Origin of the sequence: Pseudomonas ogarae, assembly GCF_014268695.2 — a bacterium.
In the GTDB taxonomy this organism is placed as follows: Bacteria; Pseudomonadota; Gammaproteobacteria; order Pseudomonadales; family Pseudomonadaceae; genus Aquipseudomonas; species Aquipseudomonas kilonensis.
The window spans coordinates 3,408,265-3,423,144 of sequence record NZ_CP077086.1; the positions used below are offsets into that span (position 1 = coordinate 3,408,265).

14 protein-coding genes and 3 pseudogenes are annotated in these 14,880 nt (G+C 56.8%); 7 read left to right on the forward strand and 10 right to left on the reverse strand.

Translation table 11 applies throughout. From position 1 onward, the window contains the following. Window positions 1–3: 3 nt before the first annotated feature. The gene (locus HU749_RS14865; RefSeq protein WP_079304739.1) at window positions 4–708 is read left to right on the forward strand and encodes a phosphoribosyltransferase; all 705 of its coding nucleotides are present in this window, start codon (window positions 4–6) and stop codon (window positions 706–708) included. A 153-nt stretch (window positions 709–861) separates the two neighbouring features. Continuing rightward, window positions 862–1,053 (forward strand): annotated as a pseudogene (locus tag HU749_RS14870) (helix-turn-helix domain-containing protein); the annotation flags it as partial. 149 nt (window positions 1,054–1,202) lie between these two features. On the opposite strand, the gene HU749_RS14875 reads toward HU749_RS14870, so the two are convergent. After that, the gene (locus HU749_RS14875; protein WP_172436030.1) at window positions 1,203–1,913 is read right to left on the reverse strand and encodes a hypothetical protein; all 711 of its coding nucleotides are present in this window, start codon (window positions 1,911–1,913) and stop codon (window positions 1,203–1,205) included. Window positions 1,914–2,061: 148 nt separating this feature from the next. Continuing rightward, on the reverse strand, window positions 2,062–3,045 hold the full coding sequence (locus tag HU749_RS14880; protein ID WP_186651086.1) for an aldo/keto reductase: 984 nt from the start codon (window positions 3,043–3,045) through the stop codon (window positions 2,062–2,064). 389 nt (window positions 3,046–3,434) lie between these two features. On the opposite strand from HU749_RS14880, the gene HU749_RS14885 reads away from it, so the two are divergent. Further along, window positions 3,435–4,415 (forward strand): AraC family transcriptional regulator, encoded by a 981-nt coding sequence (locus HU749_RS14885; protein WP_172436032.1) that lies wholly within the window; start codon window positions 3,435–3,437, stop codon window positions 4,413–4,415. Between the two features lie 133 nt (window positions 4,416–4,548). Here HU749_RS14885 and HU749_RS14890 read toward each other — a convergent pair whose 3' ends face one another. The 4 genes from HU749_RS14890 to HU749_RS14905 all read right to left on the reverse strand — a co-directional run bounded on the left by HU749_RS14890 (window position 4,549) and on the right by HU749_RS14905 (window position 8,579). Next, window positions 4,549–5,571 (reverse strand): transketolase family protein, encoded by a 1,023-nt coding sequence (locus HU749_RS14890; RefSeq protein WP_079304731.1) that lies wholly within the window; start codon window positions 5,569–5,571, stop codon window positions 4,549–4,551. Further along, complete coding sequence (locus tag HU749_RS14895; protein ID WP_079304729.1) at window positions 5,568–6,416, reverse strand: transketolase; 849 nt, start codon at window positions 6,414–6,416, stop codon at window positions 5,568–5,570. Before HU749_RS14895 ends, HU749_RS14890 begins: the two co-directional genes overlap by 4 nt. A gap of 16 nt (window positions 6,417–6,432) precedes the next feature. Beyond that, window positions 6,433–7,734, reverse strand: coding sequence for an MFS transporter (locus HU749_RS14900; protein WP_046064289.1), 1,302 nt, complete (start codon window positions 7,732–7,734; stop codon window positions 6,433–6,435). 95 nt (window positions 7,735–7,829) lie between these two features. Continuing rightward, on the reverse strand, window positions 7,830–8,579 hold the full coding sequence (locus tag HU749_RS14905; RefSeq protein ID WP_095962116.1) for an SDR family NAD(P)-dependent oxidoreductase: 750 nt from the start codon (window positions 8,577–8,579) through the stop codon (window positions 7,830–7,832). A gap of 189 nt (window positions 8,580–8,768) precedes the next feature. Here HU749_RS14905 and HU749_RS14910 point away from each other — a divergent pair, with 189 nt between their 5' ends. After that, a complete protein-coding gene (locus tag HU749_RS14910) occupies window positions 8,769–9,686 on the forward strand; it encodes a LysR substrate-binding domain-containing protein (RefSeq protein WP_046064291.1) in 918 nt (305 codons plus the stop codon). A 356-nt stretch (window positions 9,687–10,042) separates the two neighbouring features. Continuing rightward, on the forward strand, window positions 10,043–11,086 hold the full coding sequence (locus tag HU749_RS14915) for an NAD-dependent epimerase/dehydratase family protein (RefSeq protein WP_079304723.1): 1,044 nt from the start codon (window positions 10,043–10,045) through the stop codon (window positions 11,084–11,086). A 58-nt stretch (window positions 11,087–11,144) separates the two neighbouring features. Here the strand turns inward: HU749_RS14915 and HU749_RS14920 are convergent. From HU749_RS14920 to HU749_RS14925, 3 genes and pseudogenes are all read right to left on the reverse strand, one after another. Beyond that, a pseudogene (locus HU749_RS14920) lies at window positions 11,145–11,408 on the reverse strand (MerR family transcriptional regulator); the annotation flags it as partial. 30 nt (window positions 11,409–11,438) lie between these two features. Beyond that, window positions 11,439–11,614: pseudogene (locus HU749_RS29665) on the reverse strand (NAD-dependent phenylacetaldehyde dehydrogenase); the annotation flags it as partial. 316 nt (window positions 11,615–11,930) lie between these two features. Further along, window positions 11,931–12,533, reverse strand: a complete 603-nt coding sequence (locus tag HU749_RS14925; RefSeq protein WP_003202223.1) for an XRE family transcriptional regulator — start codon at window positions 12,531–12,533, stop codon at window positions 11,931–11,933. A 159-nt stretch (window positions 12,534–12,692) separates the two neighbouring features. On the opposite strand from HU749_RS14925, the gene HU749_RS14930 reads away from it, so the two are divergent. Further along, on the forward strand, window positions 12,693–13,388 hold the full coding sequence (locus HU749_RS14930; protein WP_003202221.1) for a B3/B4 domain-containing protein: 696 nt from the start codon (window positions 12,693–12,695) through the stop codon (window positions 13,386–13,388). Between the two features lie 29 nt (window positions 13,389–13,417). Further along, entirely contained in the window at window positions 13,418–14,311 is an 894-nt protein-coding gene (locus HU749_RS14935; protein WP_186651085.1) for a dihydrodipicolinate synthase family protein, read from the forward strand. A gap of 56 nt (window positions 14,312–14,367) precedes the next feature. Here HU749_RS14935 and HU749_RS14940 read toward each other — a convergent pair whose 3' ends face one another. Continuing rightward, window positions 14,368–14,850 (reverse strand): DinB family protein, encoded by a 483-nt coding sequence (locus tag HU749_RS14940; protein ID WP_041475911.1) that lies wholly within the window; start codon window positions 14,848–14,850, stop codon window positions 14,368–14,370. Window positions 14,851–14,880: the final 30 nt, after the last annotated feature.

A 14,880-nucleotide genomic window follows, 5' to 3' on the forward strand; every position in this document is an offset into this window, starting at 1 on the left:
CCCATGATTCAGAGCCCCTCATTGCAAACCACTTTGCCGAACCGCACCGAGGCCGGGCGGCGACTGGTGGAACCCTTGCTCAAGTACGCCAACAGACCTGACGTCATCGTCCTCGCCTTGCCCCGTGGTGGCGTCCCGGTGGCTTATGAAGTCGCTACCGCCCTGAAGGTTCGCCTGGACCTGATGTTGGTGCGCAAGCTCGGCATCCCGTCGCACCCGGAGTTTGCCATGGGCGCCATTGCCAGCGGTGGCATACAAATCCTCAATGACGACGCGTTGCGGGTGCATCCGATCGATCGCGCCAGTTTCGAGGCCGTGGTCGCCCGGGAAACGCAGGAATTGTCCCGGCGTGAACAGGTGTATCGAGGAAACCGCCCGCCGTTGCAGCTCAAGGACCAGGTCGTGATCCTGGTCGACGACGGTATGGCAACCGGTTCCTCCATGATGGCTGCGGTCCATGCGGTACGCGCGCAGTCCCCGGCGCGCATCGTTGTCGCGGTGCCGGTTGCTCCGCTGGAAACGGTCGAGGCTTTGCGCTGCGAAGTGAATGAAGTGATTTGCCCGCTCATTCCCGAGTGGATGATGTCGATCGGTTACTGGTATTTGAGTTTTGCCCAGACTTCGGACGAAGAAGTCATCGATCTCATGCACCGGGCCTGGCAGCGGGAAGCGTCGAGCGGTTGCATGGCGGAGCGTCCTGATGCTTGAACCCAGTAGGCGCGGATGCGGCCGTGGTCGGTCGGGGAGGGCGCCTGATCAGGTTGTTCCGGCCTGTCGGCGAGCGGCACCAATACCCAGCGGGTGGCGAACATGGAACACCTCTACCTCGGTCAAATGGGATCAGCCTGCAAGAAGGGGCGTCGCATCATGAAGTACATCCAACGGCATTTGACCGAGCCGGACCTGTCGATTGAGGTCATCGCCCAGGCGCACAATGTATCCACTCGAACCGTTACGCGGGCGTTCGCCCGCTACCAGAAGACCTCCGTTGCGGAGATTTGGAAAGAGCGCCTGAATGCCAGTCGTGAAGCGATTGAGCGCGGCCAGGTGCGCTTTTGCGGTGGGGATGAATTTTCCGTATGCATCTTCTACATTGCGCCGCGAGTCGTACGCAAGCAGCGTCATGGATACTCCGTGCAGGTGGCTGGATTCGCCTCAATTGCCCGGGCAGTTACAAGCAATGTCCAAGATGACCTTTATTTTTAAGTCGGAGGACTGAACGAAGGACGTTTTCTTACTTTCGCTGCAGAGTTTAACCAGAGCAGAATGGCTGCGAGAGAGGCGGTTATTATCAGCGTAAGCCACATGATGACCAAGAGAGTGAAGGTGACACTATTGTTTAACTCGCGAAGAATGCCGAAGGCAAAAGCTGTGTACCAAGACACACCCGAAACTGCACCTGATGCGAGAAACAAGGTAGCTCTTCTACGGGAAACTCCAAAGAGCAAGGGGCGACTCAAGTCGCGCAGCGCTTCTGGCAACACAAACGCGTGAATGATTATTCCATTGATGGTCAGTACGGCCACCACAATGACCTTCGCCCAGAGTTTAGGATTTTCAAACTTTTCCGGCGACTCCATCGCATAAAGAGCAAGGAAACCAAGGCCTGAAAGCCACAGGAGGCATAGTCCAAGAGTGACTGCGTCGCTGATGAAGTGAAAGGTACGTCCGATTTCAACGGGGAGGCTACCCCTACGCATCCAACGCAAAATCCAGAGGTCCAGCATCGTCGCCCCGCCGAGACCGAAACACATACCGAGCAGGTGTAAACCTACAAGGAGTGTCAGAACCTTCAACTGTGGGAGTGGATCAGGCAACGGAACGCTAAGCGCAAGTGTGTCCGCGAGTATGTGACCACTGCTGGAGAGCGCAAGTAGGCCGCCGAAAATCATGAGAGACGTTCGTGTTTTCATTTATTACGACCTTAGTCTCGCGTTCTTATTAGAACGCGTGCACAGTTTATTTGCTGGAGAATAAAGTCCTTGAATTCTCAATGTTATGGATATAGGTGGTGGTCGTGAAAGGAAGTTAAAGCTTGCTCCGGTAAAACGCCAATAAAGCTCAGGAAGGAACCGGTACTTGAGCATCAATCAAACTCTGGCTCTTCAGCTCCTCCCAAAAGGCTGCCGGAATACCGACCTTCATCGCCTGTACATTGGAAACTACCTGCCCCGGCGAACGCGCCCCCGGAATGATCGCGGACACTAGTGGATGTGCCGCTGCAAACTGCAAGGCGGCAGTATGAATGTCGATGCCATGTCGGCTGGCAACCGCCATGATTCGCGCGCGCTTTTCTACCGCACCGGCAGGTAGATCCTGGCTGAAGTTATATCGGTTGCGACCGCCCAGAAATCCATCATTCAAAGGGGTTCCAACGACGATGCTGGTGCCTTTTCGTTTCAACGCCGCAAAGGTGCTGCGCAACGCATCGCCGTGGTCTAGGAGGGAATACTGGCAGGCGAGCAACACGATGTCGGGCGTCGGGTCATTACTGGCCAGTGCCTGAACCACGGCGTTCGGCGTATTGACGCCGAAGCCCCATGCCTTGATGAGCCCTTCATCACGCATCTTTTCAAGCTCAACCATCGCCCCTGTGCGCGCAATTCGATATGCCGCTTCCCATCCGCCTTCCAGCTCAGTGTTATCGGGCGAGATGTCGTGGATAAAAACGATATCGATACGTGGTAGCCCCAGACGCTGCAGACTGTCTTCCACGGAACGTCGCGTGCCTGCTGCGGTGTAGTCATATCGGTAGTTGAAGGGGGCTGGCGACTTCCAGATGGCATGGTCCGCGCGCAGGCCACCCGCAGCCGTCAATACGCGACCGACCTTGGTGGAGATCACATAGTCGTCTGGATCTTTGTCATGAAGGAAGCGGCCCAGACGATATTCACTCAAGCCAAACCCATAGAACGGCGACGTGTCGTAAAGCCTTACACCCGCATCCCAAGCAGCCTGCAGAACCAAGTCCGCCTGTTCGTCGCTGATCGGCGCAAAAATATTGCCGATCTGCGTCCCACCCATACCAAATCGTTGAGGTGTCATGTATCTCATTGTGTGGGAGGGCAGATTGAGGGGCAGGTCTGCGCGCACGAGCCGCCCTTGCGTAGGCATCACGCTTCCGCGCTCTGTCAGCGAAGAGGGCGCTGGGGCTGTAGCCGCCGAACTTGCGACACTCAATGCTGGCAGCAAAGCGGCTGCAACAGCACCCGTCGCCGAATAGGTAAGAAAATCTCGTCTGTCCATCCAACTTTCCTTTCGCGACTGAGGTTTTACGGGTTCATCGAAGCCGGTATTCGTACTAGAAGTTAGAACAACGAGGGTTGGCCGGGTGACCCTAATGCGCCATATCTTTTGCACAATCCTGCCGATGCACTTGTGCTGGTCACACACTCTCAGCAGACTCGAACATTCCGTAAATAGGGGGGCATGTAATGACGAGCGGTTCCTTCTCGCAATTCCGTTCCAGCCATGTGCATTCCCTGAGCGTGCACGAACCCGCTCAGCCCAACGAACGCCTCCAGGCACTCAGACGGCTTATCGAAAAAGTCACTTTGCAGATTGGCTTGGCCGAGGCTTGCACGACGTCGATTCCAGGTTTGGCCTTTTATCGAGTGGCCGAACTGGGTACGCCCAAGTACTGCATTTATGAGCCTTGCGTGGCCATCATTCTGCAGGGCGCGAAGGAGATCGCGTTCGGCGAGCAAGCCTGTGAGTTCGGGCAAGGGGCGTTTTTTGTCACTTCGGTCGATATACCCACACTGGCTCGCGTTAACGCGGCTAGCGAGCAGACCCCTTATTTATCAGTTGTGTTGAAGCTCGATTTTGCCATGCTCAACGAGGTGATCCTGACCCTGGAATCGCCAAAGCAGGAAATGGCTACTGAGGCGCGGGGCTTCGTATCCGGTGTGGCGACGAGTGAGATGCTCGATGCGTTCGCTCGACTCGCCACGCTGATCGAACGGCCGCTTGAAGCAGGCTTGATGTCGGGCCTTATCAAGCGGGAGATATACGGTAGGCTGCTGCTCAGTGAAGCGGGGCATTTGTTGCGCAGCGTCACTCGCGATGGTTACCGAGACAAGGGCATCGTGAGAGCCATTGAGTGGCTGAAATATCACTACGACAAGCCGCTGCACGTGGCCGAGCTCGCCGAACGATCAGGAATGGCCAGCTCTACCTTGCATCACCGGTTTCGCAAGCTGACAGGCACCAGCCCCATCCAGTATCAAAAATCGTTGCGGCTGCAAGCCGCGCGCAGCCTGATGTTGACCGATAGGCTAGACGTGAACACCGCCGCGTTGCGCGTCGGCTATGAAAGCGTCGCCCAGTTCAGCCGCGAATATGCCCGACGTTTCGGAGCCCCACCCTCCAGAGATATCAAGCACGCACGGGAAAATGGTGGGCGGCTCGACTAACCGCGCCAGGCGTGATTCGAGTATCTGTACTTGAAGTCCGCGGCCAAGCGCGTCGGTTCGGCGGAGCCAGATAATGATGTGACTAACACCTCCTTGCCAAGGGGCTGATTCAGCCCCCAGCAAGTTCTAAACCCTATAACCAACCCTTGATCTGCGCGCACACAGCCTGGGTGGAAATACCGTAGCGATCGTGCAACGTCGGCAGCGCGCCAGCATCGAGAAACGCGTCCGGCAGCGCTATTTGCCTGAACGTCGGCGTGACCCCATTGCGCAACAGCACGGTTGCCACCGCTTCGCCCAATCCACCAATGATGGAGTGGTTTTCGGCAGTCACTACCAGTCGTCCCGGCTTTCTGGCCTCAGCCAGAATAGCCTGCTCATCCAAGGGCTTGATGGTGGGAACGTGAAGCACCGCGACATCCACGCCATCAGCCTGAAGTTCCTTGGCGGCTTCCAACGCGCGCATTGTCATCAAACCGGTGGAAATGATTAAAACCTCATTGCCCGTACGCAGGGTCTTGGCTTTGCCGATCTCGAATTTATAGCCATATTCATCGAGCACCAGCGGTACGTTGCCGCGCAGTAACCGCATGTAGACTGGCCCTTGATGCGCGGCAATGGCGGGCACTGCCTGTTCGATTTCCAGGGCATCGCAGGGATCGACGATCATCAGGTTCGGCATGGCCCGGAAGATTGCCAAATCATCCGTTGCCTGGTGGCTGGGGCCGTACCCAGTGGTCAGTCCAGGCAGGCCGCAGACGATTTTGACGTTGAGGTTTTCCTCGGCAATCGCCATGCAGATGAAGTCATAGGCCCGGCGCGAAGCAAACACCGCATAAGTGGTCGCGAAGGGCACGAACCCTTCCCGAGCCATGCCTGCCGCCGCGCTCATCAACAGCTGCTCGGCCATGCCCATCTGGTAGAAACGCTCCGGGTGCGCCTTGGCAAAAATGTGCAGATCGGTGTATTTGGACAAGTCAGCCGATAAGCCCACGATATCCTGGCGCTGGTCTGCGAGGGCGGCCAATGCGTGGCCAAAGGGCGCCGATTTGGTGGCCTGACCTTCAGCTGCAATCGAGGCAATCATCGCGGAGGTTGTCAGTTTTTTCTTCAATGCCGCGGGCACCTGAACGTTAGTGTTGTGTGTGTTGTTCATACTGTCTTGCCTTCTTCGAGGTTGTTCAGCGCCACATCCCATTCATGCTCGTCAACGCGGATGAAGTGAGTCTTTTCACGGGTTTCCAGGAACGGCACGCCTTTGCCCATCTTGGTATCGCAGATGATGACGCGCGGTTGTGCGGCGGGATGGCTGCGGGCCGCGTCGAACGCTTTGACCAATGCGTCCAGGTCGTTGCCGTCTACGCGCTGGGTGAACCAGCCAAAGGCTTGCCATCGGTCAACGATGGGTTCAAATGCCAGCACCTCGCTGGAGTGTCCGTCGGCTTGCTGGTTATTCACGTCGACGATGGCGATCAGGTTGTCGAGTTTCCAGTGCGAAGCGGACATCACCGCTTCCCAGGTGGAGCCCTCATTCAGCTCGCCATCCGATAGCAGGTTGTAAACGAATGAGGCGGATTGCTTGCGCTTCAAACCCAGGCAGGCGCCCACCGCGATGCCCAGTCCCTGGCCCAGCGAGCCACCGGTGATTTCCATGCCGGGGGTGTACGTGGCCATGCCGGACATGGGCAGGCGGCTGTCATCCGAACCGTAGGTTTCAAGCTCATCGAGTGGAATGATTTCAGCCTCGATCAACGCCGCATACAGCGCGATAGCGTAGTGGCCAATGGAGAGGTAAAAGCGATCACGCTGTTCCCACTCGGGGTCTTCGGGCTTGTAGCTCAAGGCATGAAAGTACGACACGGCCAGCAAGTCTGCCGCCCCCAGCGCCTGACCAACATAGCCCTGGCCCTGGACTTGCCCCATGCGCAAGGCATGGCGGCGAATGTTATGGGCGCGCTGCACCAGTGTGGTGGACGATGCGCGAGATAATGTGACAGTCATGGAATTCTCCGTTAACTCAACGATTGACCGAAGCAGCAGGAATGCGCAGCACCAGACAGGCACCGATGCACAGCACACCGGTAATCAGGTACATGCCGATGGCGCTCGAACCGGTTGTGGTGGTGATCCAACCAATCAGGTAGGGCGAGCAGAACCCCGCGAGATTGGCAAAACTGTTGATTCCGGCGATCCCGGCAGCGGCGGAGACACCACCGAGCAAGGTTGTTGGCAGCATCCAGAACAGTGAAGACGCCGACAGCACGCCTGCTGCTGCAAGGCACAGGCACAACACCGACAGCATCAGGTTGGTACCGAACACCGCCGCCAACGTGAGGCCCAGCGCGCCGGCAATCATTGGCCCGACCAGGTGCCAGCGGCGCTCCTGGTGCTTGTCGCCGCTACGCCCCATCAGCACCATCGCAACGATGGCGCACAGGTAGGGGAGACTGGTGAGCAAGCCGATGTGCATCGGATCGGCTACGCCTGCGTTACGGATAAGCGTCGGCAGCCAAAAGGTGATCGCGTATTGGCCCATGACCACGCAAAAGTAGATGCAGGCGAGAATCCACAGGCGACGGTCCCGCAGGAACGCCCCGACCGATGCATGAGTGACTTTGCGGCTGTTGTCCTCAGCCAGTTCTTTGCTGACCAGCGCTTTTTCTTCATCGGTGAGCCACGTCGCCTGGTGGACGCCATCTTTGAGATAAGCCAGCACCATCAGGCCAACGACGACGGTCGGAATGGCTTCGATCACGAACATCCACTGCCAGCCCGCCCAGCCTTGAAAACCTGCGAACTGGGTCATGATGTAGCCTGAGAGCGGCCCGCCGATCATTCCTGAGAGCGGGATGGCGATGAACCACAGCACGGTCATTTTTGCGCGGCGGTAGGAGGGGAACCAGTAAGTGAGGTAGAGCAGCAAGCCCGGCGCGAGACCGGCTTCGGCGATACCGAGCAGAAAGCGCAGTGTATAGAACTGCCAGGCCGTTTCTACGAAGGCGAAGAGGGCGGAGATGATGCCCCACGAAATCATGATGCGCGCGATCCAGCGACGGGCACCGACCTTGTGGAGGATGAGGTTGCTTGGCACTTCGCAGAGAAAATAACCAAGAAAGAACATGCCCGCGCCGAGCCCATATACGGTCTCGCTCAGGGACAGGTCGTTCATCATCTGAAGCTTTGCAAACCCGACATTTACCCGGTCCAGGTAAGCGCACAGGTAGCACAGCATCAGGAAAGGCATCAATCGCCAGGCAGTTTTGCGATACGCGCTGGAGCGTACTGTGGACACAGCGTCGAGCGTCATGGTGGTCATCATGATGGTCTGATCTCTTGTTTTTATAGAACGCCGGGCCTGAAGCCCGACGTATCGTCGATCCAGAACTGAATGGACAGCGGTGGTGACACCTGTTGTCAGTGGATCAACATGCCGCCGTTTACATCGAGCGTGATGCCGGTGAGGTAGGAGGACAAGTCGCTGGCGAGAAACAGTGCCGCATTGGCAACATCCTGCGCTGCGCCAAGCCGGCCCAACGGGATGCTTTCGATGATTGCGTGGCGACGCTCATCCTGCATCAGGCCGCCGGTGATGTCGGTGTGGATCAAACCTGGTGTGATGGAGTTGATGCGAATGTTGTCCGCGCCAAATTCGCGTGCCATGGCCTTGCCCAGTCCGAGCACACCGGCTTTCGCTGCACTGTAGTGCGGGCCGCCGAAAATGCCGCCGCCACGTTGGGCCGATACGGATGACATGCAGACGATGCTGCCCGAAGCCTGAGTGCGCATCACCGGAATGACCGCCTGCGACATCAACAGTGTGCCGCGCAGGCTTACATCCAGGACCTTGTCGTAATCGCCCGGGCGAATGTCCAGGGTCTTGATCGGCTGCGTGATGCCGGCATTGTTGATGAGTATGTCGATACGGCCGTAGTGCTCGATAACCTTGGCGACGGCTGCTTTGACCTGCGTCTCATCGGCGACGTTGGCAGCCAGGCCCAGATGGCCTTCGCCGAGGGTGGCCGCAGCGTCACGGGCGGCGGACTCGTCGAGATCCAGGATAACAACGCGGGCGCCGTGTCTGGCGAAGGTAACAGCCGTTGCGCGGCCGATACCACGTTCGGATGCAGCGCCAGTAATAATCGCGACTTTGCCTTGAAGAAGCATGAGGGGTACCTCTGATTGTTTTTATGGTTCGATTCAGCGATCGATGGCTCAGAGTGGTCCCCGTGGACATGCCGAGCAATAACGCAAACGTCACTGCTACATGAATAAAATTCAGCACTCGTCAATGCAGACCGCAGATGCTTGAATGGCACTCCCGCGTTCGAGCCCAAAACAATAGGCTGGATAATGATGCGCCAGGACGATATCCCTTCATCCAAGCTGCCACCGCTGAGAGCCATTCAAGCCTTCGAGCAAACCGCGCGTTTTGGCAACCTGGCAAGAGCCGCCGAAGTGCTGGACCTCACGCCGTCGGCGATCAGCCACCAACTGGCCAAACTGGAGGTCATGATCGGTCGACAGTTGTTTGTGCGGGCAGCGCGTGGGGTGACGCTGACACCGGTGGGTGAGCAGTACTTGAAGGACATTTCCGGTTTGTTGCAGAGCCTTGAGGTCGCTACCGAGCGGGCGGCGAGTGACGTTAGCCTGGATTGCCTGCGGCTGCATTCCTCCCCCAGTTTTGGCTTGCTCTGGCTGATGCCCCGGCTGGAGTCATTTCGCTTGAGCAACCCGGACATCCAAATCAATTTGTCTTGTTCCTATGAATCGCTGCATTTCAGCCAGGACAAGATCGATGTCGATATTCGCCACGGCCGGCCGAATTGGCCTAGCTATGAAGTGCGCACCGTGCGTAACGAGAGCTTCGCTGTGCTGGCCTCGCCCAAGCTGATCGCACGCTGCGCGGTAAAAAACGCAGCCGATCTTCTAGCTGAAGATCTGATTCTTTCCGAAGCGACCTTGCTCAGATGGCCTGAGTGGTTCGCTCAGCATGGTCTGGCGCGCCCCGAAAAACCCTACGCTTTGAGTTTTGACCGATCCTACATGAGCTTGGAAGCGGCGAGTCACGGTTTGGGATTTGCCCTGGAAAGCACGCTGCTGGCGCAAAAGTACCTCGCCAGCGGTTCGCTGGTTGAGGTCGCCCCCGAAGCCTTGAGTTCTCCAGTAGCTGCCCACCATCTAGTGTTCCCGAAGGCTCACTCCAGTTTTCCCAGAGTCAGGCGATTTTTGGGTTGGATGGAAGGGGAGTTGGGGCATGGCTTTGTGTTTTAACGTTATGGCTGTCCGAAGGGCGGCCGCTGTGATTTCAGCAATTGAATGCGATTGGTGAGGCGTGTGCGATGTCGCATTAAAGGCTCTCAGGATCGCCGAAGAACATTTTGACTTGGCTCTAGGACGATTGTTTCAGGTGGAAACAAAAGAGCTATGCCCCCATTTTCGCCCCCACTTGCACCGGCTGTGCTAGCAATCGTGAATGGCGATTTCTGATAACACCAATGTGGCTTTGGCTGGCTTTCAGTGGACTTCCTTCCACGCCGAGTCATCTGGGTACTTGACTCTGCCCCATGGGACACCTCGTATGCTTTTTTCCAGCGCCCACTCTGGCGCGCTGCCAACAAGGAGTTCCTGTGAAAAGTTTATGTCTGGTGACAGGTGCCAACGGCCATCTGGGCAACACCTTGCTGCGAGCGCTGCTCGATCAGGGCTATCGGGTCCGAGCCGGCGTTCGTGATATCTGTAACCACACACCCTTTGTCGGGCTGGACTGCGAGTTGGTGTATGCCGAGCTGCTAGACAGTGCGGCCTTGGACAAGGCGCTGGAGGGGGTGCAGGTGCTGTTTCAAGTGGCCGCCGTGTTCAAGCATTGGGCTCGCAACCCGGAGGCCGAGATTGTCGAGCCGAATATTCAAGGCACGCGGCGTGTGCTGCAAGCCGCTTCACGGGCGGGTGTGCAGCGTGTGGTCTACGTCAGTTCGGTGGCCGCCGTCGGTCATGATGGTACGGCGCTGGATGAGGCGCACTGGAATACGGAAAGCGAAAACGCCTACTACAAATCGAAGATACTTTCCGAGCAAGCGGCTTGGCAGTGCGCTGAGACGTTGGGGTTGAACATGGTGTCGGTATTACCTTCGGCCATGGTTGGCCCCAATGCCGGCAACCTAACCGATACCATGGGATTTCTTCAGTCGGTTCGCCAGCGGCAGATGCCCTTTGACCCGGGGTTTCGTTTCAACTTCGTGGATGTTCGCGATGTGGCCGAAGGGATGATACTCGCCGCCGAAAAGGGTCGGCCAGGGCAGCGTTATATCCTCGCCAATGAGCGTTCGTCGCCGCTCAGCGATTTGATCGAGGCTGCCAACACCCAAGCGCCTGGGTATCGCCAGCCTGTCTCAGCACCACGCTGGTTACTGATGGGCGTGGCGTGGCTCCAGGAACGCTGGGCGCAACGAGTTGGCAAACCCGCCCAGTTACTCTTGAGCCAGGTGCGCCTGTTTCACAACGTGGCGCAGGAATACGACATCACCAGGGCGAAAAACGAATTGGGATTCAACCCTCGACCGCCTGAAGTGGCCTTGAGGCAAGCGTTTGCTTATCTGTACAGGCAGGCGCATCAACCTTATGAAGACCTGCGACAGGGCGAGGCGCAAACATTGAGTTCATCTCGCTTTTAAGTTCAATCAAGTGAAGATCAAGCGCCTGCAGTTCCGCGATCCTGTCCCGGACCTGCTGGCGCTTGTCGTCGACTGCCTGGTTGGCCAATTCCAGCGGAAAGGATTTCAACTTGTTTTTTGCGGCAATCAGCGGGTTCATCTCGGCCAGCTTGAACCCGGCAGTCTGCGCTTTGCGGATCAGATGGACGATTTCCAAGTGATGAGCATTGTAGAGGCGATACCGCCCCTCACGCTCTGGCTCGCTGATCAGGCCCATTTGCTCGTACAGTCGAATGGCTTTTGGGGTGCAGCCGGTCAGTTCGGCGAGTCGTCCAATGAACATCTGTCAATTCCTTAAATGTCGAGGTTGGGCTCAGTAGCCAATCATCAACGACTTCAGCTCGAAGTAATCATCAACGAATGCGCTGCCGAACTGCCGGCCTATCCCCGAGGATTTTTGCCGCCAAAAGGCTCCACTGGGTCCAGGATCGTGCTGGCTTCGATGGCGGGCACCATGCGCAAGGGCTTTGCCCCCAATGGAGCAATCCACCGGAAGTGAATGGAGCTCCATGGTTTGTGGAAAGGCAGAAATGATCAGCCGAACAGCCCACCCGACAACGCCTAAAGACTCTCAGGATCGCCAAAAAACATTTTGACTGGGCTCTAGAACAATGTTTTCAGGCAGAAAAATTTCAAATATGCCCCCAGTTTTGCCCCCAGTTGCATGCGATGCACTCGCAATTGCGAGTGCGCGCCCTGGCGGTGATGCTACGTGGGGCTTGATGGCTTTCGGTGGCACAGCCCTTTTGAAATTGGCTGGTTCGCCCGCCTTACATATGCTCACTGGCTGCCAGTCTGCCGGTATCTACTGATGCATCTCCGTCACGGACATGGTGAACACCAACTTGGATCTGCCAGCGTTGGAATAGGAATGAGGTACATCGGTTTTCGCCACTGCCGAACTCCCCGCAGGGATGACCAACTCTGTTTCCCCTACCACGCATTTCAGCGTGCCTTTCTCCACATGAAACAGTTCAAGCGTGCCCTGAGGATGCCCCTGTGAAGCGAAAGATTCGCCTGGATGCATTTCCCAACGCCACAGCTCGATCATATTAGGGCCGGACGTTCCCGCCAGGAGGCGCGCCGTTCCTCCCAGGTCACCGGTCCAGAGCGTGGGGATGTCTTGGCTGTCGATGATATGGGCGGATGGGGCTTCGGTCACATTGACGATGTCTGCAACAGACAGTCCAAGCGCGGCGGCGATTTTGCAAAGGATGCCGATACTGGGGTTCGCCGTACATTTCTCTATTTCGACGACCATTCCTTTGCTCACCCCTGAGCGGCGGGAAAGCTCATCCAACGTAATCTTCTTTGCTTTGCGCGCCTGTTTGAGAGTGCGCGCGACGGCCAGGCTGACGGCTTGAGCGTCAGCACCAGAGGTAGTCGACAGGCTGGTATTGGTGGTCATTGATGAAGGTCATTAGAAAAAGGTGCTGGGATTTTCGGCCTTTATCAGTAGCTGCGTCAATCGGCTCAGCCGTATATTAGATGATAATGGTCATTATATTGACTTTGTTGGTCGTCGCTGACTAGCATGAAATGACATTTAGGTTCCTGGAGGTTTTTGATGCTGTCCGTACTGCCGTTGATCGATCAAGCCGTTGCAGAATTGGCTCCGGAGTTCAGGGCCCTGAGCATTGTGGTGGGAGCTGCGCCGCTGATTCATCCTGAGGTTGCTCAGTCTGCGCTGGATCGCGCTTGCAAGGCCGTGCAGGAAGGTGGGCCAAGCTGGGGAGATGCGCACCTGGCCGCATGGGCGGAGACATTCCGAAAGTTCGGCGCAAAGCCGCAGCGGACGCCTTGTTCAGCTGAGGCGCTACGTAAACGGGTTTTACGTGACGGAAGCTTGCCGAGCCTGGATCCCATCGTCGATCTCTACAACGCAATCAGTATTGAGTACGCCATCCCTGTTGGCGGGGAAAACATTGAAGCCTATGTGGGCTCCCCACGGCTGGTAGTCGCCGATGGCACCGAGCCTTTTGACACCATGAAAGAGGGCGCTCCTGCTTTCGAGTATCCAGACCCCGGCGAGGTTGTCTGGCGCGATGACAAAGGCGTGACCTGCCGTCGCTGGAATTGGCGGCAAGGTGTCAGAACCCGTCTCGGTGCTGACGCGAAGAGCATGTGGTTCATTTTGGAGAGCTTGCCGGCGATGCCGCTTGAAGCCTTGACGGAAGCGGGGGACAAGCTGATCGAAGGGTTGCAGCAAATGATGCCAGGCGTCCAGATCGAAAGCTCACTGATTGGTCTTGGGGTCAAATAGTCGACAAGCCACTGCAAGGAGTGATGACGATGTTTACCGGCCTTAGTGCATTTCCTCTAACACCTATGAATGAGCGAGGGGTGGACGAAAATGCTTTTACCCGTCTTGTGCAGCAACTGGTGGCGGCGAAAGTAGATTCCATCGGGGCTCTCGGATCCACCGGAAGTTATGCGTATCTTTCTCGCGCCGAACGTTCTCGAGTTGCGCAGTTGGTGGTAGAGGCGGCGGAGGGTGTGCCTGTGATGGTGAGCATCGGAGCGCTGCGTACACGCGACGTTTTGCTGCTGGCCGAGGATGCGCAAACCGTGGGAGTCAAAGCCTTATTGCTGCCACCCGTGTCGTATCAAAAACTGACTCAGGACGATGTTTTTTCGATGTACGAAATGGTTTCGGCCAACGTCTCAGTCCCGCTATGTGTCTATGACAATCCGGGTACCACCCATTTCGATTTTACCGATGAGTTACATGGGCGTATCGCGGAGTTACCCAACGTCAGATCAATCAAAATTCCGGGCGTCCCCGACGCGCCGCACCTGGCCAGGGAGCGCGTGGTACGTCTGCGAAAATTGATTCCGAGCCACGTGACGATCGGAATAAGCGGCGATGCGTTAGCGGCTATTGGCATGAATGCCGGCTGCGATGCCTGGTACTCCGTCATGGGCGGTTTGTTCCCCAACATAGCGCTCGCAATCACGCGAGCTGCATTGTCAGGGGACGCCGCTGAAGCCGCGCGCCTTTCTGAATCGTTGAAGCCGCTCTGGGCTTTGTTCAGGCAATTTGGCGGTAGCTTTCGAGTGATAGCAACAGCGGCGGAGCTTCTCGGGTTTACTCACTCTCCGAGTCTACCCCTGCCGCTCAGAACCATCGCCGGGGAAGGGCGAGAGCAAATTGCTGCGGTGATCCAGGCGCTTGAATTGAGCTGAATGTTGACAGGGATGTTCTGCCTCACCCTTGGTGGGTGAGGCAGAAGTCCCAATATCTACAGCTTCAAAAACGTTGTGAAATGATCCTGGTGCCCCTCCAGAATGTCCCTTGGCAGGATTGTGCCAACAGCGCCTCGATGCTGCAGGCCATGAGAAAGTACATGAGCAAGGATTTGCTCCTTGGTCATGTTGCCGGGTTTGCCGTCCTTGAAGATAAATGCCACCGGGTCAGACAGCTCCGCTGCGGTGACTGATTTTGTGTAGTCAACAAACCACTGATTTGCCTTTGTGAATGCCTCTTCCAGCTGACGAATGCCTTGCCGTTGCTCAGTGACAACGTCGTCAAATTCCTCCGGTTTACCTTGCAGTCTGGCGATGAACAACTGGTCCACAATATTGATGTGCCTGAGCCAATAACAGGCCTTCTCCATTTCCACAGGGAAGGACTGTGCAATGGGTGCTTTCAAGCACCGGAATAGCGCCTCCTCAGACCATGCCTTGTACTGATAAAGCGAGTGCAGCAGGTTTTTGGCACACATGGCGTTCTCCCATTTTCTAAGCGTCTTTCT